This is a genomic window from Halopelagius fulvigenes (assembly GCF_055398025.1).
Genome location: NZ_AP043846.1, coordinates 1,764,495 through 1,788,890 on the forward strand (window position 1 = coordinate 1,764,495; position 24,396 = coordinate 1,788,890).

A 24,396-nucleotide genomic window follows, 5' to 3' on the forward strand; every position below is an offset into this window, starting at 1 on the left:
ATACACCCGCGCTCAGACGCCGTCGAATCCGTCGCCGAACGCCCGACACCCCATCGGGCCGCTCTCGGAGACCGCCCGCAACGCGTCTCGGTCGCCCTCCCTGTGCTCCTCGACCCAGTCGGTTAGGCGTCCTTCCAAGCGACTCACGACGTCCGGGTGCGTCTCCGACACGTCCGACTGCTCCCACGGGTCGGCGTCCATATCGAACAGTTGCGTCTCGGGGACGACGCTTTCCCACATGCCGGCGTGATACGTCTTCACGAGCTTCCAGCGGTCGGTCCGTATCGCGCGTTGGGCGGTGTAGAGGCCGTGGTCGAAGACGACGGCGTCCCGCCACGGTTCGTCGGCCGACTCCAGAAGCGGGCGTACCGAGTCGCCCTGCCACCGGGCGGGCGTTTCGAGGCCCGCGTACTCCGCGAGCGTCGGCGGCATATCGACGTTCGTGACGAGCTGCGACCGGCGGCCGGGTTCGTACTCGGTGTCGGCGGGGGGTTTGACCAGTAGCGGGACGCGCTGCGTCCCGTCGTGGGTGCTCCAGTGCTCGCGGTAGAGGCCGTGCTCGCCGAACTCCTCGCCGTGGTCCGCCGTCACGACGACGAGGGAGTCCTCGTAGAGCGCGTTCTCTCGGAGGTGGTCGAGCAGTCGGCCGACGTGGCGGTCGGCGTAGCGTATCTCCGCGTCGTAGTTCGCGATGAGCGCTCGGAGGTCGTCGCGGTCCCGGACGCCCATGTGGTCCGCGGAACGCCACGCGTCCCACTCTCGGTGGTCGGCTATCTGCTCGGCGGTCGGGTGAGGCGGCATCGGAACGTCCTCGAACGCCGCGACTTCCTCCGCCGAGCGGAGATACGGACCGTGCGGGTCCCAGAGCTGTACGTACGCGAAGAAGTCTCCGCCTTCGTGCCGGGCGAGTACGTCGATGGCGTCGTCGACGACCGATTCGGCCCGCGGCGTCTGGAACGACTCGTTCTCGCCGACGGGCTCTTGGGGTTGGTGAACTTCGTGCCACGTGTCGTGAAACCAGGGTGCGGGGTGCCGGGGAAAAGACGAGACGGCGAACGCGGGAACGCGCTCCTCGTAGAACAGCCGCGGCAGACTCCACCACTGTCGCTCCGGCACGTGGTCCGCCCACGTCCCGGCCCAATCGACTTCGTTCGACGGGTGGTGGAGCTGCTGCGACTGCGGCCCGTGCGTTTCGACCCCGTTCTGAAGCCCGTACCGCCCCGTCAGGAACGCGGCCCGCGAGGGGAGACACGGCGAATTTGCGACGTACGCCCGTTCGAACGCGACGCAGTCCTCCGCGAACTCGTCGAGGTTCGGCGTCGTCGGCGCGTCGTACCCGTACGCTCCGATGTGGTCCGGGCGGAGGGAGTCGATGTCGATGTACACTACTCGCATTGGTTCTCACTGCGGAGGTGCGCGACTTAAGCCCCGATACCCGTCGGACGTGCGACCGTTCGGTCCCGTCGAGAACCGCCCGCGCTCTTATCCGACTCAATCTCTTAGCACGGGGGATGGCAGACGACAAAAAGGGCCGAAACAAGCAAGCCGACGACAGAGAGAAACGCCAGCGAAAGCGGGAGATGGAGGAGGCGCGCGACCGCGCCGACGAGGACAAACCGATGAGCGGTGACCTCGATAACCGACTCGGTGACCTCGACGAAGCGCTCGAATCGGAGGAGTACCCGGTCACGACCGACGAGTTGGTCGAAGCGTACGGCGACTACGTGATCCAAACGCGAGGCGGAGAGGAGTCGCTCGAAGAAGTGCTCGCTCCGACCGACAATCAGACGTACGACTCCGCCGACGACGCTCGGAGTCGGATACTGGGTCTGATCCACCGCTGATCCCGCTCTCTCGCCGCCGTACCTGCCCGAGAAACAGCCGACGATAGCGACGGCCCGCGTTCGATGCCGCGTCGGCCGTCCCGTCGGACATCACGTTCGCGGATAGAGTACTACTGCTCTTTCGTGGAGGGCCACTCCCGTCCGCCGCTCTCGACGAACGCGAGTAGCGTCCGCCGTCGTTCGTTCAGGTCGTCGTCGAAGGAGTCGGCGAACCGTTCGCCGGAGACGGTCGGGAGGCCGGCGTCGCGGAGGGAGTCGAGGTCCGGCGGGGGCGGGTCGCGGTCGACGGAACCGGCCGACGTGCTGAGTGCGTCGAGCGTGCTGAGGTAGTCCTCGACGCTCGAACGCGCCCCCTTGAGGAGGGCCCCGCTCAGCCGGTTCCGTTCCGCGAGCCCGAACCGGAGGAGCGTCAGCGTCTCGTCGAGGACGACGACGGCCACGATGGGGTCGTTCTCCGCCTGCTTGCTGTGGAAGTAGTGGAGAATCGGGTACGCCTTGTGGTTCGCCGTGAGCGTGTTGACCTGGTCGGAGAACGTGTCCAGTTGGTGGTCGACGCCGCGGAACCCCTCGCCGTCCCAGAACGCCCGCACGACGGTGTCGGCGTCCGTCCCGAGTCCGGTCACGCCGCCGGCGAACGCGTGCTTCTGCGTGACCGCACTGAGGACCGAGAGGAGGTACGTCACGCTCAGCGTGACGAACAGCATCCCGCTCGCCGTCGCCAGCACCGTGGCCATCTGCCAGACGCCCTCCTTGGGCGAGAAGCCGCCGTTCCCGAGGGTGAAGACGGTGTATCCGGCGAAGTATATCGTGTCGGCCCACGAGACCGCCCGGCCGGTACCCGTGTTGTAGATGGCGTCCGTCCCGCCGGCGAAGAGCAACGCCCACCCCATCCAGATGAACAGAAGCCAGAACACGAGGGTGAGAGTCAGGATAACCGGTCCGGCGAAGGTGAGTACGCGTGACCGCCCGCCGCTTCCCCACTCTAACGCGCTCCACGTCCACCGCATCATCTTCGAGGTGAACGGACCCGCGCCGCCCTCGGCCCAGAGCGTCGTCCAGAGTATGTCGACGACGGTGCCGACGAGGAGGAGCCCACCCAGTGCGAGATACGCCGGGTTCACGGGGAGTCCCCCGCGCTAAAACGTGGAACCATCGCATGGTACATACGCCGGCGCGACACTCAAATATTGTGTTCGTCCGAGCGACGCGACGACGCAACTCGGCCGTCGTGCCGCCTGTATCGTCCGTCTGCGCCTTCCGTCTCGTTCCCCATCGGTGCGACTGTACGGTCTTCCCACGCGAATAGGGTGAAATTAATAATGATATTTACCTGCGCGCAGCGCGTACGTCCTCTCGTTGGGGTGGAGCAGTTTGATGAACGCTAACTGGGATGAAATCACCTGGGTCACCGAGACGGTGCCCGAGGAGAACGAAGTTCGTGTTCGCATCGAGGGTAAGATAAGCGACGTCGACGGGCGCACCTTCGAACGAATTCGGGAGAACGACGTAGAGGTACGGAGGGTCACGATAAAACCCGAGTGACGGTCCGAGCACCGACTCCGGTTTAAATATCCCTCCCTCTCGCCGTCGCGGCGGCGGCGACTCTTCTCGCGCCCGCCGCCTCACCGCAGATCGAACGACCCCGTATCGAGGAACGCCGTCTCGTAGCCCTCGTGGCGGGCCACCTGCGGCGGCACGTCCACGCTGACGGTCACGTCGGCGTCGCCGGAGAGGTCCGCGACGGGCGCGCCGTAGTGGAAGCCGAGTTCGGGGTCGAGGCCGGGCGTCAACCGGCCGCCGAAGGTCTCTCCGCCGTCAACCGCCGCCGAGAGCGCCATCCCCGGTATCGTGAGGGCGTTGTGCGGCGTCCGCGCCGAGACGACGAGGTACGGCTTCTCGCCGAACCGGTCGTCCTCGACGACGCTCCCGACGAACGCGGCGTCACCGCTCGTCCCGCGCCCGAGCGACATCCCAGGGAGGGGGTCCGGCGTGTCACCCGTCGGAATCATCTCCATCTCCATCGGTGTGAGCGCGCCTCGCTGCCCCTGCCGGTCTTCGAGCAGTCGGTACTGGATGTCGTTCAGGTCCCGGTTGGAGAACTCCAACTCGACGGTGCCCGCGCCGCCGCCCTCGAACTTCCCCGCCAGAGCGCCGAACCGCGCCACGTTCGTTCCGCCGACGCTCACCCGAACCTCGTACGTCCCGTCGCCGTCGAGAGGGAAGTTCGCGCCGTAGTGAAAGCCCATGCGCTGTGAGAGCATCGGGTAGATGACCTCCTCGGACACCAGCGACCCGTCGCGGAGAATCTCCAGCGACAGGCCGACGTTCGGGACGACCGTCCCCGTCTCGGGGTTCCACGGCGTCGCCATCAGGTGGACGGCGTCGTCGCCCTCGATCGGCGTCTGCTTCGTCACGTACTCGCCGCCCTCGTTCTCGACGACCCAGAAGCGGTGGGGGTACGAGTACATCACTCCGACCTTCAGGTCGCCCGCGTCCGTCGTTCCGACCATCTCCATCCCCTCGACGTGCGTGGGGACGTACACCGCGTCGGGGCGGTTCTCGACTAACGGCGGTTCCTCGTTCTGCGTCGTCTCGAAGAGGCTCGTTGCGCCGCCCAGACACCCCGCGAGGGACCCCAAGGCCGCGGTACCGAACGCGCCGAGAGCGCGGCGTCGCTGCATGGTCGAATTCGAGAGATGAGGGGGGATACGGGTTCTGGTGCACCCGTCGAACGGGAGGAAGAGGGGCGACGGGGTAACTACGACGCCTCGTACTTCAAGCGGACGACTCGCCCGTCGGCGTAGATGACGTACGCCTCCGACGTACCGTCGCCGTCCGCGTCCGAGAGCGTCGCCGGGGCGAAGATGGGCGCGTCCCGCGCGTACGTCGCTACCACGTCGCCCGTCGCCGGGTCGAGGACGGTGACGCTCCCGTCGTTTCCGGGCGCGACGAGTTCCGCCGCGCCGTCGCCGTCCACGTCGCCCAGACTCGGCGGCGGCATCATCTGGACGCGTTCGGTGACGACTTCGGTCGTCCACCGGACGGCCCCCGTCTCGGCGTCGAGCGCCCGCACGCGCCCGTCCTTCGACGTGACGTACACCGTCGCGGCGGCGTCGGGACCGCCCGCCGAGAACGCGTTCACGGCGGCGAACTCCCCGACGTTCCGCCGCCACTCGACGTCGCCGTCGGACCCGTCCACCGCCACCGCGTCGCCGTCGACGGTGGAGAAGACGGCTTCGAGGGCCGCGTCGTCGTCTGCCTGTCCGGTCGTCGCCCACGTGACCGCGTCGCCGTCGGCGACTGCGCTTCGCCACTCGACGCTCCCGTTCCCCGAGAACAGGACGGCCGTTCCGCTCTTGCCGGCGACCAGCAGTTCGGGTTCCCCGTCGGAGTCGAAGTCGGCGACGACCGGTTGCGACCAGACGTACTCGTCGAAGGCGTACGTCCACCGCTCGGTTCCGTCCGCGCCGACGACGAACACCGTGCCCGTCACGTCGGCGACGACGAGTTCCTCGCCCGGCGCGGGCGCGATGTCGGCGACGACGGGCTTGGTGTAGCCGTAGTCCGACAGTCCGTGTCGGAACGTCACCTCGCCGTCCTCGGGGTCGAACCCGGTCACCTCCTTCTCCGTCGTCGCGGCCACCACCTCCGGCGCGCCGTCGCCCGTCACGTCCGCGACCGCGGGGTCGGCCACCGAGTGAATCGTGCAGTTGGCCGGCGGAATTCCGTACCGCCACGTCGTCGCGCCGCTTTCGGCGTCGATGGCGACGAGGGCGCACCGGTCGCTCCCGTCAGCGCCGCTGATCGGGGCGTACACGCTCCCGTCGGCGACCGCGACGGCGTGGTGGTTCGAGGAAATCTGGCGGCCGGTGTCGCTCACCCACGACGCCGAGAGGGTGGCGCCGTCCGCGCCGACGAGTCCGTATCCCGCGACGGCGAGGAGTCCGCCGGCGACGACGAGTGCTACGAGGGCCGTGACGACTCTCATCGCTCCGTCTACGCGGGGGAACGGAGATAAGCGCCCGCATCTCGGTCGGCGTTCGGCCGTCGGACCACCTCGGTCACCCCGCGACGGGGAGCGAGACGACCCAAAGCGAGAGGGCGGTGTACCCGACCATCAGGGCGACGAGGGGCGCGTGCGCGAGAAGCGCCCACCGCTTCGGCGGGGCGCGACGGCGCGCGGCGTCACCGGACGGAGTCCAGTGGGCCGACGAGCTTCGCTCGTCACCGTCGCCGGACGGACGGGCGGTCAGGTTTCGCCGGACGACGGCGTCGGCGGCGACGACGGCGACGACGTGTCCCGCCACGATGAAAAGCACCTGCGAGATCCAAAACGCCGGAATCGACAGCCACCAGAGGGGATCCGCGGCGTCGAACCCCGCCAGCGTCGGGAGGCGGCCGAGGTACGTCGCCACGAACCCGTAGTTGTGCGCGACTTCGTACCCCGCCGCGATGGGGAGGAGCGTCCCGCCGAACGCGAGTGCGGCGGACGCCGGGGGAGAGGCGGCGTCGGACCCGTCGCCGCCGTCGGCTTTGGCGTCCGCGCCCGCCCGCGAAGCGCCCGCCTCCGCCCCGGACCGGTCCCGGGCGATGCGGGTCAGTCGGTCCACGGCGACGACGACGAGGAGGTACGCGAGGAGGAAGCCGAACAGTCCGGCCTCGTAGAGGACGACGCTCACCGACGGACCGACGTCGAACGCCTCCCGAACCCCGAAGTAGAGGCTCTGATACAGCGGCGACTCCGCGAAGCCGTCGAACGTGACCGTGTACACCATCGCCACGACGAAGGCGGTCAGCGTCCGCGTCGAGAGCGGTGCCGAACAGTCGCGCCACGGCGCGCGGAGTTCGATCGCCCACTCCCCGTCGCGGGGCGTCGCAGACAGGGGGGCGGTCCGACCCAGTAGGTCGTACAACGCCTCGAAGACGTCGCCGCGTTCGAACCACTCGCGGCCGAACAGGAGTGCGCCGCCGAGGGTGACGAGGGCGTAGACGGCGACGACGACGGCCGTCGCCGCCGGCAGTTGCGGGACCTGCGTGAGGTTCTCCGCGACGCCGACGAGGACGACGAACCACGCGAGTGCGGGCCAGTGTCCCAGCCCGGAAGGGTACGACCGCAGCCGTATCTCCCGGCCTTCGAGTCGGCAGAGCGCGTCGTACAGCGTCCGCCACGGCGACAGCGTCCGCCACGGACTCCCCGCGACGACGGCGACGAGTCCGACGCCCTTCAGCCATATCGACCACGTGAAGAGCGTCGCGAAGTTCTCCGCGGCGGCCCTCGGTCCGGCGAGGCCGGCGACCAACACGCCGACGAACGCGAGGAAGAACGCCGCGCGCGCCGACGCCGCCGCCGCGCGTGCGACGCCCCGCGGCACCGCGACCAGTCGTCGCCGGAGCGTCGGCGTCTCGTTCACTGCGGCGAGGAGGAGAGCCGTCGCGGCGACGGCGGCGGCCGCCCCGCCGTAGAGGAGTTCGAGCGGAATCGGCGCGTCGAACCGCGAGGAGAACTGGTGCGCGGCGGCGGGGCGGGCGGCGAGTGAGACCAGAAGCGCGACGAGTATCGTCCGACCCGCGGTACGCGCGCCCGTCGTCGCTCGCGTCCGCCTCCGCGGACGTTCCCCCGTGCTCATACGGCTTCCGTTGCCGCGCGAGTCACAAAACGAAGTCGGTACGGTTCGCTAACGCCGCGAGACGGAGAGCGGTGTCCGAGGGCGCGCCTCCGAGCGTTACGAGCGTCTCCGTCTCGACCGCCGCCCGCCGACGCGACGCTGACTTCAGCAGGGGAGTCGGACGCCGTGTCGGACCGGGGCGGCCGTCGCTCGGCGCGACCGGTAGTCGTCGTCGGTCGGGTTCGGGGACGGAATGCCAACGGTGCGGTGTTCGAGGAGACGACTGACCCGACTACCCGCGTCGCGCCGACGCCGCTTTCGCGGCACGTACACTCTTCGCCGGTTTTCCTATAGTCTTTTTCCACCGAAGAACAGGTTGAAACAGCCGACAACGGATAAGCGGTTGTTAGAAAGGAGGCGTCACCGGCGGCGGGCGGGCGGCGCAGTTTTATTACTCGCCCGCGGCGAACCCGGAGACGGCGAGACAATGTGTAAGGTGGACGTGGTGACCGACCGGTACGGCCTCGCGGCCCCGTCGTCGGAGTACGATTCGCTCGACGCGTACCTCCTCGCTCGGTGGACGGGGCGGGGGGAGGCCGAAAGCGCGGGGTACAAATCCCTGACCGAGTGGTTCAACCGCCGTCTGCTGGCGCGAATCTACGAGGAACACGACCGCACCGCGACGGGCGTCCGCGTCGAAAGCGAGTACGAGGCCCTGCAAGGGGCCGACGACGCGCGCCGGGCGGAGGTGGCCGACGACTTACGGCGGGACGGCATCGACCCCGAGTCGGCGCGGCGGGCGTTCATCTCGTGGAGCACGATGCGTCGGCACCTCAACGACTGTCTCGGCGGCGAGAAACCCCGCGCGGCCGCGACGACGGACTGGGAGGTAAACAGCGTGGACGTGGCGCGGGGGCGCGTCGAGGAGAAAGCCCGGGCGGCGTTGCGGTCCCTCTCCTCGAAGGACCGACTCCGCGGCGCGGCGGACGCCGCCGTCGAGGTGGACGTGACGCTCTCGTGTCCCGACTGCGGCGCCGCCGTCTCGATGGCGGACGCCGTCGAACGCGGGTACGTCTGCGACGACCACTCCGCGTTCGGAGGGGCGGCGCGTGCCGACTCCGACTCGGACGCCCCCGAACGCGAGTCGTCGCTCGGAGTCCTCCCCGCGGAGACGGCGTTCGGCCTCCTGACGTCGACGTCGGAGCAGTTCGTTCCTTTGTTCGACGCATTCGCGTCGCTCGGAGTCGCCTGACGGGGGGCCTTACGCCGTCGTGATGGCGGTGAAGTCGTCCACGGGCATCACGGAGTAGTCGACGCTCAGGGTGTCCTTGGTGGCGCGGATGCGCCCGACGAAGTTGGAGATGTCTTCGAGTTCGCCTTCGAGGACGAACAGTTCCATGCAGTAGTGGTTCCCCACGTGGTTGTGGAAGTTCGAGGCGACCAGTCCCTCGTACTCGTGGCGGAGTTTCATCATCTTCTCTTCGACGGCCGTCGTCTCGAAGTCGAAGATGACCGTGACGACGGCCATCAGTTCCCTGTCTTCGAGGCGCTTGTCCTCGAACTCGCCGAGGAGGTTTCGGGCGGCCTCGCGGACGACTTCGCTCCGTCCGGTGTAGCCGTGTTCGCCCGCGAAAGAGTCGATGCGCTCCAACAACTCCTCCGGCATGGAGACACTGACAACGGTCATGTATTAATCGAGGGCGTTTTCGGTATTAAATACTGGTATCCCCGCCTCCGACCCGGTGCCCGGAGTGATTCTGTCGATTCGCTGTTCCGCTCTCTCACCTTGGTTCGTCGCCTCTGTCGCCCCATCTACTTTCTCCGCTCGCGGGAATCGAACGGGCGTTGAAGTGCGAACCGGGAGAACGTCCCGACGAGATGTCGCACCAAGTCGTCGTCAGCGACTTCCACATGATTCGGCCTGACTCGATTCGGGAGCATCTCGGCCCCTCGGCGGAGGCGACGTTCGCGGAACTCGGCTCAGTCGATGCGCTCGTGGCGGCCTGCGAGTCCGTCGGTGCCGACGCGGTCATCACCGACGTCGGGACGCCCGTCACCGCGGAGGCGTTCGAACGACTCGACCTCTCGGTCGTCGCCCGCGCCGCCGTCGGGTTCGACAACATCGACGTGGCCGCGGCCGCCGACGCGGGTGTGACGGTGACCAACGTCCCCGGCTACTGCACCGACGAGGTGGCGACGCACGCCCTCGCGCTTCTCCTCGCGTGCGTACGGGCGATTCCGGAGTACGACGAGTCGGTCAAACGCGGCGAGTGGCCGTCGTTCCCGTCGCGGAACCTCCGCCGCCTCCGAGGGCGCACCCTCGGGTTCGTCTCGTTCGGCGCTATTGCGCGCCGACTGGCCGAACTGACTTCGGGGTTCGACGTGGACGTGGTCGCGTACGACCCGTACCTCGACGAGTCGGGCCTCGAAGCGTTCGACGCGGACGTAACGCTCGTGGACTTCGAGGGACTCCTCGACCGGTCGGACTACGTGTCAGTCAACGCCCCGGCGACGCCGGAGACGCGCGGGATGTTCGACGCGGAGGCGTTCTCGCGGATGCGCGACGGGGCGATTCTCGTCAACACCGGCCGCGGGGCCGTCGTGGACGAGGACGCACTCGTCTCCGCGCTCGATTCGGGCGACGTCGCCGCCGCCGGCCTCGACGTGTTCGAGGAGGAACCCCTCCCGGCGGAGTCGCCGTTGACCGACCGCGAGGACGTGGTGCTCTCGCCGCACGCGGGGTGGTACTCCGAGGAGGCGGTCGAGGAACTCAACCGGCGCGTCGCCTCGGACGTTCGGCGCGTCCTCGACGGCGAGGAACCGGAGTCCGCCGTGGACCCCGAGTGGGGCTGACGCCGACCGCTGAACGCCTCAGGCGTAGGTGTCCCGAACCGTCCGCGCGAGCATCCCGTCGCGCCGGAACGCGATGTAGACGACGAGGAACGGTTCGTCCGCCGGTCGCATGACGAACACCGCGCGCGGTTGCTCCGTCTCGGGGGCGCGGTCCCCGCCCTCGTTCGCGCGTTCGACGAGGGGTTCGAGCGGCGTGACGCCGTTTTTGAACTCCTCGAACAGGTCGCGCGCGCCGGACTGCTTCGCGAAGACGTAGAGCGCGCCGTTCGGTTCGCCGTCGGTGTCTCTCGTCACGCGCCCGTTCATCGCCTCGCCGTCCGCCTCGGCCGCCCACCACGTCTCCTTGGCCGCCTCGAACATCCCCGTGACGCCGTCGAGGAACTCGAACGTCGTCTCGGCGATCACCTCGACGGACTCGAACCGCGGGTCGCCGTCCGCCCACGAGAGGCGGGCGTCCACGAGGTTCCCCGCCTCCAGCGACGCGACTCCCTCGCCGAGTTCGCCGTCGTACCCCGTCGCCGCGACGTACGTCGGGCCGAACGCCTCGGCGTCGGCGTCCGCGCCGCCGGCGTCGCCGTCGGCGTCGATATCAACGTCGCCGGACACCGTCCGGCGGCTCGCGGAACTTCCTTCCGCGGCGTCTATGAGGAGGAGTTCGTCCGAGTCGCGCGGCCGCCCCAACACGCGGTATCGACCCGTCGTCGTCAAGTCCATGCGCGACGCTTACGCGCGGCGGCGAATAAGACGGACGATTCCGACGGAAGGAGGGGGCGCGGACGAAATAGAAACCGAGCGTGTGTAGGGTGCCTCTGACGGTGGTCCTCCGCGCCGACGGCTACGAACCACCGATAGTATGTAGTGTCTCTACTGAATTGAGCGCGAGGCCTCCATAATTCGTGTGTTTATATACCGACTCGGGCACGGTCGTCACCGCAGGAGCGTGTTCTCGACGAGGTTCTTCGTGCCGCGCCGGAGTCGCGCGCTGACCGAGGAGGTGGAGACGCCTAACGCCTCGGCGAGTTCCTGTATCGACGCCTCTCTTGGAACCTCCAGATAGCCTCGCTCGTAGGCGGCGACCAGCGTCTCGCGCTGGACGGGCGTCAGGTCGTACTGCGCGCCGCGTCTGTCCTCCGGGTGGTAGAGCCGTTTCACCTTCACCGCCACGTCTCGCTCGGCGCAGTGGGACCGAAACGCCTTGAGCGTCTCCAACTCGGGCACCTCCAGCGTGGCGAGCCACCCGCTCTCGCCGCTCTTCGCGGTGAGTATCCGCATCCCCAACTCCGCGGCCTTCGGCAGCACCAGTCGCTCCGTCGAGGTCAGCGTCATCCGGTAGACGCGGAGCTCCGGCGCGTCGATTATCACCGTACTGTCCGACACCGTCGGGTCCTCCGCGACGGCGGCGTCGAACGCGTCGAAGTCCCCGCCGTGCGCCTCGAAGAACAGGTAGTACGTCCCGGGTTCGGCGACGACCTGATACTCCAGCTCCGTCTTCATCGCCGGAACTGCCTCTATCGTCCGCGTGAGGACTAACTCCGGGTGGGTGAGTTCGATTTCGGCGATGACCGTCGGCGTGGTCATGCGAGTCGTTCGCACCGTAGACACATGAACCGCTCCCCGAGCGCGTTCGGTCCCGCGCCGTTCGGGGGTCGAAAAGGCGAAGAGAGCGTCCGAGGGGGTCGGTCGTCAGTCGTCGCTCAGCGACTCGACCGCACCCTTGATGCCCGCCGTCGTGTCCTCGCTCTGCTTCGTGATGCGCCATCCGGTGACGCCCATGACGATGAGGATGGCGGGCGAGAGGAAGCCGAGGAAGTAGTACGGCGCGTACTCCAGCGTCGGCACGCCGAGCACCGTCGCCATGTACACCCCGCCCGCGTTCCACGGGACGAGCGCGCTCGTCGTCGTCCCGGCGGCTTCGACGGCCCGCGAGAGGTTCCGGCTGTCCAGGTCGAAGTCGTCGTAGAGGCCGCGGAGGCTCATCCCCGGGACGACGATGGACATGTACTGCTCGGCGGCGAGGACGTTCATCCCGAACGCCGACAGCGCCGTCCCCGCGGTGAGTCCGCCGACGCTGTTTATCGACTGCCCGATGCGGTAGGCGATGACCGCGAGGATGCCCGTCCGTTCGAGGATGCCGCCGAGCGCGAGCGCCGAGATGACGACGGTGATCGTCCACGCCGACCCGACGAGGCCGCCCGTCGCCAACAGGTCGTTGACGAGGGTGACGCCCGTCTCGACGGTCGTTCCGGACTGCGCGACGTCCATCGCCGCGACCAGTCCCTCCGAGGTGAGCGGTTCCTGTACGAGAATCTGCGTCGCGATGCCCGCGAAGACGCCGGACGTGATGGCCGGCAGCGCCGGATAGCCGCGGAGCGCCAGCGCGAACGTCAACACGAGGGGCGCGAACGTCACGGGCGAGACGACGTAACTGTTCGCGATGGCCGACTGGATGGTCTCGATTCGGCCCGGCGGGATGCTGCCCGTCGCGGAGAATCCGAGGTAGGTGTAAAGCACCAAGGAGATGACGAGCGCGATGCCCGTCCCGACGCGCATCGTCCGAACGTGGGTCATCAGGTCGGTGTTCGTCACCGCCGCCGCGAGGTTCGTCGTGTCCGACAGCGGCGATATCTTGTCGCCGGTGTACGCGCCCGTGAGGACCGCACCCGCCGTCATCGGTTCGGGCACGCCGAGGCCCGCGCCGATGCCGATGAACGCGACGCCGAGCGTCCCCGCCGTCGTCCACGACGACCCGATGGCGAACGCGACGCCGGCGGCCAAGAGCGTCGCTATCGGCAGGAACACCCTCGGCGTGAGCAGCTCCAACCCGTAGTAGATGAGAGAGGGGATGGTGCCCGCGCCCGTCCACGTGGAGATGAGCATGTAGATGACGAAGATGATGAGGATCGCCTGCATCCCCATCAGGAGCCCGTCGGCGATGCCCTCGTACATCGACTGCCACGACTTCCCGAGCCAGTACCGACCCACCAGGCCGGTCAGCGCGATACCGAACAGGAGCGGTATCTGCGGGTCGAGGTCGAGCATAATCGCGCCGACGCTCAGGAAGACGAGCATCCCGACGATGGGGACGAGCGCCTGCCCGAGCGTCGGTCGCTCGTCCTCGGGAATGTCTTCGTACGTCAGCGGTTCGAACGATAATGTCGCCATATTCAGGCCGAATATGCGGGTGGCGCATTTGTATTCGTCGGTAGAATGTCCCATGGGTATTCGCTCTCGTGGGTCGTGGTACCTCGCACCTGTCCGCGACGCCTTCGCCGCGACGAAACCCTAATGCGACGGGAACGAACAGATGGGGTAGAATGGCGACGACCCCCCGACTCTCGCGGTACGGCCCGGCGGTACTCTGGGCCGTCGGGGGCGCTCTGAGCCTCGTCCACGTCGTCCACCTCGCCGGCGACGTGCGGGGGGAGACGCACGGCTACGCGTCGCTCCTCTTCGCCGCGCTCGGCCCCCTCGTCGCGTCGGCGACGTTCCTCCTCGCGACGGGGTGGCTCCTCCGAACCGGCTTGGGCCGCGACTACGTCGCCCACCTCGTCCGCTGGACGCTCGCCGCCGTCGCCGCCGTCGGCGCTCTCGGCGTCCTCACGGTGCTGTACCTCCGCGCCGAGGGAATCGCCCTCGAACGGTGGTGGTTCCTCGTCGCCAACGCGGCGACCGGCGGCGCGTTCGTCGGACTCCTCGTCGGCGTCTACGACGCGCGCGCGGCCCGAACCGCGGCGCGCCTGCGGTCCGAGCGACGCCGCGCGGAGTGGTTGAGCCAACGGCTTCACGTCCTGAACCGCGTCCTCCGCCACGACTTGCGCAACGAGGTGAACGTCGTCCAAGGGTACGCCTCGCTCATCGCCGCGGGCGAGGCCGAGGGGGCCGACGCCCGACGCCGCGCCGCCGTCATCGAACGGAAGTCCGAGGAGATTCTCCACCTGAGCGAGAAGGCCCGCCAACTCGAACAGTTGCTCGCGGAGAACGAGGACGTCTCCTCGATGCGGTCGGACCTCGCGGCGGTCGTCCGCAACAGACTCGACGCCCTTCGGGTGGATCACCCGGAGGCCGCCGTCGCTGCCGACCTTCCCGAGGAGGCGCACGTCTCCACCGTCCCCCTCCTCGACGCGATGGTGGACGACCTGGTGGAGAACGCCGTCGTCCACAACCCCTCCCCGGAGCCCCTCGTCTCCGTCCGCGTGACCGTCCGCCCGGACGCGGTCGTCCTGCGCGTCGCCGACGACGGCCCCGGCATCCCCGAGGCGGAACTCGCCGTCCTCGATTCGGGCGTCGAGACGCCGCTCAGCCACTCCAGCGGCCTCGGCCTCTGGTTCGTCCGGTGGGTCGTCGCCGAGTCCGGCGGCCGACTCGACTTCGAGGAGCGGTCGGTCGGAACGGCCGTCACCGTGTCGCTCCCGCGCCCGCCCGGGGACCGCTTCGCGTCCGACGGCTACGCCGCGCCGACGCCCGACGGCGACGGGACCGACGGGGACTCCGTCGCCGTCGGCGGCGCGGGCCCGGACGTCTGAACGCCGGACGGCGCGCCGGCGTTCACGCCCGCTCTACCTTCTCGGCCGCCCGTCGGACGAGGCCGTCGAGAATCTCGGGCGTCGTCGGGTGGTACGCCCTGTCGGGGACCGTCCGCACGTCCATCCCGCGTTCGACCACCACCTGCATCGTCTTGGCCATCACGTCCGCGTGGTAGTGCAACCCCTGATAGCCGAGAACCGTGCCGTCGGTCCCCGCCACGAGCGTCGCCCGTCCGCGCGGCGTGGCTTTCGTCTTGAACACGCCGTCGTCGGACGCCTCCCTGTGTGCGACCACGTAGTCGAGGCCCGCCGCCTCTGCGGACGCCTCCGAGTGGCCGACGCGGGCGTACGGGTAGACGGACGCCCCGGAGAAGACGACGTGGTGGTGGACGTTCTCGTACGCCCGGAGTTCATCCCCGCGAAGGTCCGCGAGGACGTTCTCGGCGGTGAGGTACCCCTGCTCCTTCGCGACGTGGAGGATGGGCTCTTTGCCGTTCGCGTCGCCCGGGACGAACACGCGCGGGTCGTCCACCGACCGCATCGTCTCGGCAACCCGCTTCGGTCCGACGGAGATGCCCGCCCGTTCGAGCCCGAGTCCCCGCACGTTCGGCCGTCGCCCCGTGAAGCAGAACAACCCCTCGGCGTCCACGGCGGACCGGTCGCCGTCGGCACCCTCGACGTGCAACCGGACGCCCGAGTCGGTCGGTTCGACCCGCCGTTCGTACGTCTCGGTCAGGATTTCGACGCCGAACTCCTCGCGGTACAGAGAGAGCATCTCCTCGCCGAAGGCGGGGTCCGCCTCGTCCAACGGCCGTTCGTCGTGTTCGATTACGGTGACGTCCACCCCCGCCTCCGCGAGGTACGGCACGAGTTCCAGTCCGACGAAGCCGAACCCCATCACGACGGCGGAGTCGGGCAACTCCGTCGCGTCCAGCGTGTCCGCGCTCCCGTAGAACTCCACCTCGTCCATGCCGGGGATGTCCGCCACGTCCGGTTCAGAGCCCGTGGCGACGACGACGTAGTCCGCCTCGACGCTGTCGTCGCCGACGCGAATCGTCCGCTCGCCGACGAACTCGGCGCGTTCGTGGCGGAACTCCACGCCGGGACGCTCCGCCATCTCGTGAACGGCACCCCGGCGGTGCGCCGCGAAGTCCGAGACGTGTTCGTCCTTCCGCGCGACGATCCGTTCGAGGTCCATCTCGGGGGGGTCGCCGACGAGTCTGTCGTCGTGCCGCGCCTGATACCTGTGTTCCGCCGCCGAGAGCACCTCCTTCGACGGCATGCACCCGCGGAGGATGCAGAGTCCGCCGCCCGGTTCGCCGTCGTCGACCAGCGTCAGGCGGTCGATGTCCTCGCCCACCGCGTCGAGCAACCCCTCCGCGGCGGCGACGCCCGCACTTCCGTACGCGCCCACGACGAGTACGTGTGTCATACCGACACAGAGGCGCGCGAACGGATAGTGGTTCGGGAGAACGGGGGCGTTCGAAAGAACGGATAGCGGTTCGGGAGGGTCCGACCCTCCGGGCGGTTCGCCGCGACTCCGAGTGTCTCTACGCTCCGGGTACCGCGCGGACGTTACCGGCGGAGGGCGGCGAGGGCCGCACCGAGGAGTGCGACGACGGAGACCACCGCGCCGAACCCGGGCGCGGACGTGGACGACGTCTCCTCACCGTGGCCGGTCTCGGAGGCGTGGGACGATCCGGTCGCGTCGGACGCCTCGGTCGTCTCGCTCGATTCGTCCGTAGCCGCGGCGTCGGCCGTCTCGTTCGACGTTTCGGTGGCCGTCTCGGTCGTCCCGTTCTCCGACTGCACCGTCACGGTTCGCTCGGAGAAGTGGTTGATCGCCACGTACACGTCGGTCTGCGCCTCCGCGCCGGCGTCGGCGGACTCGTTCGCGACGAGGAACGCCGACCGGTCGCCGCCGTCGGCGGCGGACGTCAGTTCCGCGTACGAGGAGGCTTCCGCGGCCGCCTCGCCGTCGACGGAGACGTTCAGGCCGCCCGCGGAGTTCACTACGGCGTCGGAGACGCTGGTGAGCACCACGGTGCCGTTGTGGACGGGCCGTTCGACGGTCATGGTGACGTTCCCGTCGGAACTCTCCTCGAACTCGACGGTGGTGTTCGAATCGTAGTTCACCACGTCGGTCGTCCGGGAACCGTTCCGCTCGTCGACGTACACCTGCGCCGTCGCGGTTCCGTCGGCGATGAACGCTTCGGCACGTTCGTCGCTCTCGGAGCGCTCTCCGGCGTACGCGCGGAAGACGACGCGACCGTCCTCTTCGACCCGTGCGCTCACGTCGCCGGAGTCGGTGACGTTCACCGAGGCGTTCCCGACGGCGATGAAGACGCCCATCGCGTTCTCGCGTTCGACGACGACGCGGGAGTCGCCCTCGGCGGACGCCGTCGCGTCGTCGCTCACGTTCGCGCGGACGACCTGCGTCCCGTTACCGCTCCGGACCACGAGGCTCCCCTTCGGGTTGTCGTGCGCCCGGAGGGTCGCGCCGCTTTCGGTTTCGACGGTGGCGTTCGTCTCCGCACTCGCCGTCACGGAGACGGCGCTTCCGCCGATATTCGCCGCCGACGAGAGCGAGACGTCCGCGTCGAGACCGGCGCTACCGGACGATTCGGACCCGCTTGCGGCTTCGACGCGGAGCGAATCCATCATCACCGCGCCGTTCACAGTGTAGTTCGTCACCGCGTTCGACTCGGTGTCGAAGGCGACGTGCGTCCCGGCGTACGCCGACGCCAAACTCTCCCGTGCTTCGGTCGCCGTCGCCGCGCCCGCGGCGGGCGCAACTGCGGCGGCGACGAGCATCGCTGCCAACACCACTGCTACGCGTTTCATTGCGTCTCGACGAACAATCGTCACTAGTTGATATTATTTACGACATATGTTTTTACGAGTTTAGGGAAGGCGGCGTTTAATTTTGAAAAATCACGACAATCCGGCTTTATCCCGGTTCATCGTGAGATCCCACCGGCCTCGTGTTCGACGACGGCGTCCACCTCCTCCGGCGAGATGACCGCTAAGTCGCCGTTGATGGTGCGTTTCAGCGAGGCGGCGGCGGAGCCGTATTCGAGCGCTTCGCCCACGCCGCCGCCGTGGAGTCGCTTCGCCAGGAACCCGCCGACGAAGGCGTCGCCCGTGCCGATGGCGTCCACCGTCTCCGCGCGGTAGACGTCCTGTTCGAACACCTGCCCCTCGTTGAGGGCGACGGACCCGTTCTCCCCGCGGGTGACGACCACCGTCTCGAAACCGAAGTCATCGGCGAGTCCGCGGGCGAGTTCGGGCGCGTCGCCCTCGCGTTCGAGGACCGACCGCACGTCGCGTTCCGCCGCGACGAGGACGTCGATGGCGGGGAACAGCGACTCGAACTCCTCGCGCGCCTCCGCGGGCGACCAGAGCTTCGACCGGTAGTTCAGGTCGAACACCGTCGTCGTGGACTCGCCGTCCTGCGCCGCGGCCAGGACGCGTTCCGTCGTGGCGGCCAGCGTCTCCGAGAGGGCGGGCGTGATTCCGCTGGTGTAGAACACATCGGAGTTGCGAATCGCGCCTAGCGGGAGTTCCTCCGGCACCGTCGTCGTCACGGCGGCGTCGGCCCGGTCGTAGATGACGTCGGTGCCGCGGGGTTCGGTCCCGGGTTCGAGGTAGTAGGTGCCGATGCGCGACTCGGCGGGGTCGTCCCAGACGATACCGGTTCTGACGCCGTGACTCCGCAGTTCCGAGACGACGCGCCGGCCCAGCGAGGAGTCCGGCAGCTTCGACAGCCACACTGCGTCCACGCCGAGGCGCGCGGCGGCCACCGCGACGTTACTCTCCGCGCCGCCAGCTTGGACGTCGAGTGTGCGAGTCCGTTCCAGTCGCTCGCCGTGCGGCGGCGACAACCGAAGCATCGTCTCCCCGAACGTGACGAGGTCGCTCATAAACCACCGTTCATCGGACCGGTACATAAGTTCGGGAGGTCTGTTCGACGGACTGCGCGGACTACTCCGCCCGCCGTCCGCCGTGGCCGGGGTAGTCTCGCTCGAAGCGGTCGCCTATCTCCCCGCGGTCGAACTCGATGACCACCGGCCGCCCGTGCGGGCAGGCGTAGGGGTTCTCGCAGTCGTCGAGTGCCGAGAGGAGGTCCACGACGGATCCCTCGGTGAGCGAGGTGTTGCCCGTCACGGAGGGGTAACACGCCAAGTCGGCGAGCAGTTCGTCGGCCACGCTCGCCACCGTCTTGCGCCCGCCGTCGTCGCCCTCGGCGACGAACGCCGTCAGGGCGTCGCGGAGCAGTTCCGGGTCCAACGCCGACGCGAACACCGCGGGGACGCTCCGAACCTCGACGGTTCGCTCGTCCGTCCGTTCGGCGCGGAAGCCCACGTCCGCGAGGGCGTCGCGGTACTCGGAGAACAGGGCCGCCTCCCGCGCAGTCAGTTCGAGTTCCACCGGGTCCGCGAGCGTCTGCGTCGCCACGTCGCCGTCCAGTTCGGCCTGCAGTTGCTCGTAGTTCACCCGTTCGTCGGCGGCGTGTTGGTCCACGAGGACGAGGCCCTCCGCCGTCTCCGCGACGATGTAGGTGTCGTGCAGTTGGCCGAGGACGCGCATCGACGGCAGTCTGTCGAACTCCGGTTCCAGCGACGCCTCGCCGCCGTCCAAGTCGCGTTGCACCGTCGGCCCCTCGACGCCGCCGAACTCCGTTCGGGGGGTCGCCGGACCCCGGTCGGCGCTGGAATCGTCCCCTCCGGTCGGGTTGGCGTTCGAGTGCGAGGCGTCCCTCCCCGGCGACGACGCCGAGCGCCCGGAGTCGCGCTTCGACCGCCCTGCCCCGCTCGAGGAGGTTCCGGTCGAGACGGTCCACGCGTCGTCGTCGTTCGGGTCCGTCCGACCGGCCGTCGAAGCCTCCGCGGAGTCGGCGGTGCGGTCCGCCGAAGCGGTCCATCCGCCGTCGTCGTCGGCGTCGAGGGAGTCGTCCGCGCCGGTCGGACCGTCTCCCGTGCCGTCCGCCGACTCGGCGACGCCCTCGAACGACGTCTGCGTCGAGTCGTCGTCCGCGTTCGACCCCGCCGCACCCGCGGCGGACTCGGGTTCCGCGCCCTCGCCGGCGCGCGCCGACCGTCCGGCGCCCCCGCTGAGCGAACGCGAACGGGAACGCGTCGTCCGCCCGCCCGACGATTCGGGTTGGGGGCTGTGCCCCGCGCCGCCGGTCACCTCTTCGGTCGGCGACTCCGGCGAGACGGCGGTTTCGTCCGGGGCGGACCGCCCCCGCGGCGCGGACGTCCGAATCAGCCCCTCCTCTAAGAGCGCGGACTTCACGGCCTCCTCCACGGCGTCTCTCACCGCGCTCTCGTCGTCGAAGCGCACCTCCATCTTCCGCGGGTGGACGTTGACGTCTATCGCGTCGGCGGGCAGGTCCACGAACAGCACCGCGAAGGGGTAGCGGTCGGAGGCGAGTTGCCCGCCGTAGGCGTCGAGGACGGACTCGCGGAGGACGCGCGCGGTGACGTACCGGCCGTTGACGAACGTCGAGAGGTACTCGCGCGTGCTCCGGGTCGTCTCGGGGTGACTGACGAGTCCCGACACCGACGCTATCGGCTCCGCCTCGGGTTCGTGGTCGACGCGGATCATCGACTCCGCGACTTCGCGGCCGTACACGGAGAGAATCGTCGATTCGAGGCTCCCGCGCCCCTCGGTGGCGAACACCTCCCTGTCGTCGTGTTCCAAGGAGATGGCCACGTCGGGGTTCGCCAACGCGTAGTGGGTGACGACGGTGTTGACGTGGTCGAACTCCGTCGCCGTCGTCTTCAGGAACTTCCGCCGCGCGGGCGTGTTGTAGAACAGGTCCTTGACTTCGACGACGGTTCCCTCCGGGCACCCCGCCGGGCGCACGTCGGTCACCTCGCCGCCTTCGACGCGGAGTTCCGTCCCCGCCTCGCCGCCCTGCGGTTTCGTCCGGACGGTCGTCCGCGAGACGGCCGTGATCGTGTGCAACGCCTCGCCGCGGAAGCCCAAGGTGCCGACGCCGGACTCCAAGTCGCCGATGTCGGTTATCTTGCTCGTCGTGTGCTCCTCGACGGCGAGTTGCACCTCCGATTCGGTCATGCCGCGCCCGTCGTCGCGGACGCGGACGCCCTCGGTGCCGCCGGCGTCCACCGCGACGGAGACGCGACTCGCGCCCGCGTCGAGGCTGTTCTCGACGAGTTCCTTCACGACGGAGGCGGGACGCTCGACCACCTCGCCGGCCGCTATCTGTCGAATCGTGCGGTCGTCGAGGGCCGTGATGGTCGGCGCGTCCTCGGCGTCCGCCTCCGTCCGGTCGGTGCCGTCCCCGTCCGTCTCCGTCTCTCTGTCGCTCACTGGTCGTGTTCCTCCAGCGCGCGCCTAACAGCCTTTCCCTGCGCGTCGCTGAGACGCTCGGCGGCGTCCCGCGGCGACATCCAGTCGAAGTCGGTGTGCTCGTGGCTGAGCGACACCTCCGTCTCGGGGGCGAGACAGCGGTAGTAGACGCCGAACCGCCCGTCGTCGTCGTCGTTGCGCCACGAGATGGCGTGGACCGGTCGGCACACGTCCACGTCCAGACCGGTCTCCTCCTTTATCTCGCGGTAGACGCCCTCGGGGGCGTCCTCCTGCGCGCCGAGTCGCCCGCCGGGGAGTTCCCACCCGCCGTCGGTGGTGCGCTTGACGACGAGAACGTCGTCCCGCGGGCCGAACAGGACGCCGCGGAGACTCACCGTGGCGCGAAGCGGTCGTTCGGTCACGGCCGGTCACCGCCGAGTCTGTCCTGCCACTCCTGCACCCGTTGCATCAGTTCGAGCGGCGACGTCTGGTTCACGTCCGTCGATTCGAGTTCGTCGAGTATCGCTTCCATCTCGGGGTCCATGGTTCGTCCTGTCGTGTGCCCTTCCACTACGGTGGCGTCACCGTTCGACGGCGACCCGTCGCGCGCCGACGCCGACTCGGCGTCGCCGTCGCCCGCCTCCGACCGGTCCGACTCGCGCCCGCCGTTCGACGCGGCGAACTGTCCGGACGAGAGGTCGAAGACGGCCTGCACGGGGCCGCTCCGGCCGCTTCCCTTCGCCTCGATGGCCTTCTCCTCGCGCAACTTCTCTAACACCTCGTCCGCCCGTCCCACCACCGGTCCGGGGACGCCGGCGAGCTCCGCGACGTGAATCCCGTACGACCGGTCCGTCGGGCCCTCCTCGACCGTCCGCAGGAACGTCACATCTCCGTCGCGTTCCTCCGCGGCCACGTGAACGTTCGCCACGCGTCGGAGGTGGTCGGCCAATGATGTAAGTTCATGGTAGTGCGTGGCAAACAGCGTTTTGGCTCGCACCTCGTTGTGGAGGTACTCCGTGGCGGCCCACGCGATGGAGATGCCGTCGTACGTCGCCGTGCCGCGGCCCACCTCGTCTAAGATGACGAGCGACTCCTCCGTCGCGGAGTGGAGGATGTTCGACAGTTCCTGCATCTCCACCATGAACGTCGAGCGACCCTGCGCGAGTTCGTCCAACGCGCCGACGCGCGTGTAGATGCCGTCAACGAGGCCGATCTCGGCGTCGCGCGCGGGGACGAAACTCCCCACCTGCGCCAACAGGACGATGAGCGCCACCTGTCGCATGTACGTGGACTTCCCCGACATGTTCGGCCCGGTGACGATGAGGAAGCCGCGTTCCTCGTCCATGTGGAGGTCGTTCGGAACGAACTCGGTGGTCCGTTCGACGACGGGGTGTCGCCCGGCGTCGATGCGGAGCGGTCCCGACGGCGAGAGCGTCGGGCGCGTCCAGTCGTTGCCGGCGGCGTGGACGGCCAGCGACGCCAACACGTCCACCTCCGCCAGCGTCCGCCCCACGTCCTGCAGGAGTTCCGCGCAGGCGGCCACCCGTTCGCGCAACTCGCCGAAGAGGTCGTACTCCAAGTCGCCGCGCGTCTCCTCCAGACGGAGTATCGTGCGCTCTTTCTCCTCTAACTCCTCGGTGACGAACCGCTTCGAGTTCTTCAGCGTCTTTATCTCGCGGTAGTGCTCCGGCACCCTGTCGGCGACGGACTTGCCGACTTGGATGTAGTAGCCGTCCGTCTTGTTGCGGTCCACCGTCACGTGCGAGAGGCCGTGCCGGCGCTTCTCGCGTTCCGCGAGGGTGTCTATCCACCGTTCGGCGGACTCATGGCGGTCGATGAGTTCGTCGAGTTCGTCGTCGTAGCCTCGCTTGAACAGGCCGCCCTGGGTCACCGTCTTCGGGGGGTCCTCCGCGAGTGCGGCTTCGAGTTCGGCGCGGACGTCGGCGGCCGCCTCCCTGTCGGGGCGGGTCACCACGTCGGCGAGGGGGGAGTCGGCGAGGCGACTCCCCTCGACGGCCTCGGCGAGTTCCGGCAGGACGGCGAGGGTGTCGCGGACGGCGAGCAGGTCGGAGGCGTCGGCGCTTCCCGACGCCGCGCGGGCGGCGAGTCGTTCGAGGTCGTACGCCCCGTCTAAGGCGTCGCGGACGCGTTCGCGCGCCAACGCCTCGGCGGCGAGTGCCTCCACGCAGTCGAGGCGGCGGCGGAGTTCCTCGGTGTCGCGGCGGGGGCGCGTCACCCACTCCCGCAGGAGGCGGCCGCCGGGACTCGTCACGGTGTGGTCGATGGCGTCCACGAGCGTTCCTTTCCGCTCGCCGTGCATCGTCTCCGTCAGTTCGAGGTTGCGCTGGGTCGTCGCGTCCAGTTCGAGGTGGTCGCGCGTCTCGTACGTCTGCAGGCGCGTCATCGACCGGAGGACGCCCGCGCCCGTCTCCTCGACGTACCGGAGGACGCCGCCCGCGGCCCGAACGGCGAGTTCGGAGTCCAGGCCGACGCTCTCGAGCGTCTCGCGGCCGAACTGTTCGCGGACGACGTGTTTCGCCCGGCCGGGGGCGAACGACTCGGATTCGAAAAGCGACAGTGAGGCGTCCGTCCCCTCCCGCAGGCGGCGGAGGAACTCGTCGTCGCCCCGAACCGTCGGCCCGGGCAGTATCTCGACGGGCGCGAAGCGGTACAACTCGGAGTGGGCGGCGTCGGCGTCCGCCGCCTCCGTCACGAAGAACCGGCCGGTGGTCACGTCGGCGAAGGCGAGGCCGACACCCCCGTCGGCCCCGGCGTCGTCCGCCACGTCGCCGGACGAAGTCCGGCGGTCAGCCGAGCTTTGCTCGGCGACGACGGCGGCGATGTACCGCGCGTCGTCGTCCGTCGTCTCAAGTAGCGTCCCGGGGGTGACGACGCGCGTCACCTCGCGGTAGTGACCGCCGCCGTCGTCTTCGAACTGGTCCGCGACGGCCACCCGGTAGCCGCGTTCGACCAACGCCTTCAGGTACGGTGTCAGATCGTCGAGGGGCACTCCCGCCATCGGGTACGAGGACCCGTGGGAGGACTTCTGTGAGACCTTCAGGTCGAGTTCCTCGCCGACCAACTCGGCGTCCTCGGCGAAGAACTCGTAGAAGTCGCCGCACTGCATCGTCAGGACGTCCGCGTCCGTCTCGGACTTCAGAGAGAGGAACTCCCCGACGATTCCCTGCGAAGTCATACCCGAAGGTGGGGGTTCGCGCGGATAAAACGCTGTGGTCCGGGGGTCCCTCCCCG

The 24,396-nt window shown here is 68.9% G+C and carries 20 protein-coding genes; 5 read left to right on the plus strand and 15 right to left on the minus strand.

The genetic code is table 11. The annotated features are described in order from the left end of the window. Positions 1-12: 12 nt before the first annotated feature. A complete protein-coding gene (locus ACZ522_RS13830; RefSeq protein WP_379698477.1) occupies positions 13-1,395 on the minus strand; it encodes a sulfatase family protein in 1,383 nt (460 codons plus the stop codon). A gap of 116 nt (positions 1,396-1,511) precedes the next feature. On the opposite strand from ACZ522_RS13830, the gene ACZ522_RS13835 reads away from it, so the two are divergent. Next, positions 1,512-1,844, plus strand: coding sequence for a DUF5789 family protein (locus tag ACZ522_RS13835; RefSeq protein ID WP_379698475.1), 333 nt, complete (start codon positions 1,512-1,514; stop codon positions 1,842-1,844). 110 nt (positions 1,845-1,954) lie between these two features. Here ACZ522_RS13835 and ACZ522_RS13840 read toward each other — a convergent pair whose 3' ends face one another. After that, complete coding sequence (locus tag ACZ522_RS13840) at positions 1,955-2,965, minus strand: ion channel (protein ID WP_379698472.1); 1,011 nt, start codon at positions 2,963-2,965, stop codon at positions 1,955-1,957. 253 nt (positions 2,966-3,218) lie between these two features. Between ACZ522_RS13840 and ACZ522_RS13845 the strand changes: the two genes are divergently transcribed. Next, entirely contained in the window at positions 3,219-3,386 is a 168-nt protein-coding gene (locus tag ACZ522_RS13845; protein WP_464391777.1) for a hypothetical protein, read from the plus strand. Positions 3,387-3,466: 80 nt separating this feature from the next. On the opposite strand, the gene ACZ522_RS13850 is transcribed toward ACZ522_RS13845, so the two are convergent. The 3 genes from ACZ522_RS13850 to ACZ522_RS13860 form a co-directional block, all read right to left on the minus strand. Next, positions 3,467-4,525, minus strand: coding sequence for an iron transporter (locus ACZ522_RS13850; RefSeq protein WP_379698466.1), 1,059 nt, complete (start codon positions 4,523-4,525; stop codon positions 3,467-3,469). A gap of 77 nt (positions 4,526-4,602) precedes the next feature. Beyond that, on the minus strand, positions 4,603-5,832 hold the full coding sequence (locus tag ACZ522_RS13855; protein ID WP_379698463.1) for an outer membrane protein assembly factor BamB family protein: 1,230 nt from the start codon (positions 5,830-5,832) through the stop codon (positions 4,603-4,605). 73 nt (positions 5,833-5,905) lie between these two features. Next, positions 5,906-7,471 carry a hypothetical protein gene (locus tag ACZ522_RS13860; RefSeq protein WP_379698460.1) on the minus strand — a complete coding sequence of 522 codons (1,566 nt, stop codon included), beginning with the start codon at positions 7,469-7,471 and terminating at the stop codon, positions 5,906-5,908. A gap of 466 nt (positions 7,472-7,937) precedes the next feature. Between ACZ522_RS13860 and rdfA the strand changes: the two genes are divergently transcribed. Further along, positions 7,938-8,702, plus strand: a complete 765-nt coding sequence (rdfA, locus tag ACZ522_RS13865; RefSeq protein ID WP_379698457.1) for a rod-determining factor RdfA — start codon at positions 7,938-7,940, stop codon at positions 8,700-8,702. A gap of 9 nt (positions 8,703-8,711) precedes the next feature. Here rdfA and ACZ522_RS13870 read toward each other — a convergent pair whose 3' ends face one another. Further along, entirely contained in the window at positions 8,712-9,137 is a 426-nt protein-coding gene (locus tag ACZ522_RS13870) for a CopG family ribbon-helix-helix protein (protein WP_092537807.1), read from the minus strand. A gap of 191 nt (positions 9,138-9,328) precedes the next feature. On the opposite strand from ACZ522_RS13870, the gene ACZ522_RS13875 reads away from it, so the two are divergent. Further along, positions 9,329-10,303, plus strand: a complete 975-nt coding sequence (locus ACZ522_RS13875) for a C-terminal binding protein (RefSeq protein ID WP_379698454.1) — start codon at positions 9,329-9,331, stop codon at positions 10,301-10,303. Positions 10,304-10,321: 18 nt separating this feature from the next. On the opposite strand, the gene ACZ522_RS13880 is transcribed toward ACZ522_RS13875, so the two are convergent. The 3 genes from ACZ522_RS13880 to arcD all read right to left on the minus strand — a co-directional run bounded on the left by ACZ522_RS13880 (position 10,322) and on the right by arcD (position 13,465). Further along, positions 10,322-11,017 (minus strand): DUF6663 family protein, encoded by a 696-nt coding sequence (locus ACZ522_RS13880; RefSeq protein ID WP_379698452.1) that lies wholly within the window; start codon positions 11,015-11,017, stop codon positions 10,322-10,324. Between the two features lie 213 nt (positions 11,018-11,230). After that, positions 11,231-11,881, minus strand: coding sequence for a helix-turn-helix domain-containing protein (locus ACZ522_RS13885; protein WP_379698449.1), 651 nt, complete (start codon positions 11,879-11,881; stop codon positions 11,231-11,233). Positions 11,882-11,986: 105 nt separating this feature from the next. Further along, positions 11,987-13,465 (minus strand): arginine/ornithine antiporter ArcD, encoded by a 1,479-nt coding sequence (gene arcD / locus ACZ522_RS13890; RefSeq protein ID WP_379698447.1) that lies wholly within the window; start codon positions 13,463-13,465, stop codon positions 11,987-11,989. Between the two features lie 152 nt (positions 13,466-13,617). Here arcD and ACZ522_RS13895 point away from each other — a divergent pair, with 152 nt between their 5' ends. Next, positions 13,618-14,826 (plus strand): sensor histidine kinase, encoded by a 1,209-nt coding sequence (locus tag ACZ522_RS13895; RefSeq protein WP_379698444.1) that lies wholly within the window; start codon positions 13,618-13,620, stop codon positions 14,824-14,826. Positions 14,827-14,848: 22 nt separating this feature from the next. Here ACZ522_RS13895 and ACZ522_RS13900 read toward each other — a convergent pair whose 3' ends face one another. The 6 genes from ACZ522_RS13900 to mutS form a co-directional block, all read right to left on the minus strand. Beyond that, entirely contained in the window at positions 14,849-16,258 is a 1,410-nt protein-coding gene (locus ACZ522_RS13900; protein WP_379698442.1) for a dihydrolipoyl dehydrogenase family protein, read from the minus strand. A 143-nt stretch (positions 16,259-16,401) separates the two neighbouring features. Beyond that, positions 16,402-17,670 (minus strand): PGF-CTERM sorting domain-containing protein, encoded by a 1,269-nt coding sequence (locus tag ACZ522_RS13905; protein WP_379698440.1) that lies wholly within the window; start codon positions 17,668-17,670, stop codon positions 16,402-16,404. Between the two features lie 116 nt (positions 17,671-17,786). Further along, a complete protein-coding gene (kdgK1, locus tag ACZ522_RS13910; RefSeq protein WP_379698436.1) occupies positions 17,787-18,749 on the minus strand; it encodes a bifunctional 2-dehydro-3-deoxygluconokinase/2-dehydro-3-deoxygalactonokinase in 963 nt (320 codons plus the stop codon). 61 nt (positions 18,750-18,810) lie between these two features. Next, positions 18,811-21,090: a DNA mismatch repair endonuclease MutL gene (gene mutL, locus ACZ522_RS13915; RefSeq protein WP_379699923.1), complete on the minus strand. Its 2,280-nt coding sequence runs from the start codon at positions 21,088-21,090 to the stop codon at positions 18,811-18,813. Positions 21,091-21,161: 71 nt separating this feature from the next. Next, the gene (locus tag ACZ522_RS13920) at positions 21,162-21,566 is read right to left on the minus strand and encodes an NUDIX hydrolase (RefSeq protein ID WP_379698433.1); all 405 of its coding nucleotides are present in this window, start codon (positions 21,564-21,566) and stop codon (positions 21,162-21,164) included. Continuing rightward, positions 21,563-24,340 carry a DNA mismatch repair protein MutS gene (mutS, locus tag ACZ522_RS13925; protein WP_379698431.1) on the minus strand — a complete coding sequence of 926 codons (2,778 nt, stop codon included), beginning with the start codon at positions 24,338-24,340 and terminating at the stop codon, positions 21,563-21,565. The genes ACZ522_RS13920 and mutS overlap by 4 nt, the downstream gene beginning before the upstream one ends. Positions 24,341-24,396 lie beyond the last annotated feature (56 nt).